The 223-nt window shown below is 40.8% G+C and carries 1 pseudogene; it reads left to right on the top strand.

Annotation, left to right across the window (positions count from 1 at the left end):
• Positions 1-221: pseudogene (locus PSI23_RS23810) on the top strand (hypothetical protein); the annotation flags it as partial.
• Positions 222-223: the final 2 nt, after the last annotated feature.

Raw genomic sequence — 223 nt, 5'->3', positions numbered from 1 at the left:
CAATACCAACAGATTCTGGTGTTGTTGCGCCGATCTCCGTATCAGCAACCCCATCAGCCGCCGATCAACCCGTTTGTGATGATACACAGGCATTATTGTCATTATTTCAATCAAATGATGAAGTTTCAGAACAAATTAATGCAAATGATAATCATATCGATTTTAAATCATCCAAACATACCCGTAAAAAGCCCAAAAGCGTTGCTCCCACAGGGAATTAGCG

It is taken from the genome of Xenorhabdus yunnanensis, from assembly GCF_028598805.1.
Taxonomy (GTDB): Bacteria; Pseudomonadota; Gammaproteobacteria; order Enterobacterales; family Enterobacteriaceae; genus Xenorhabdus; species Xenorhabdus yunnanensis.
This window is presented reverse-complemented; position numbering and strand designations above follow the sequence as displayed.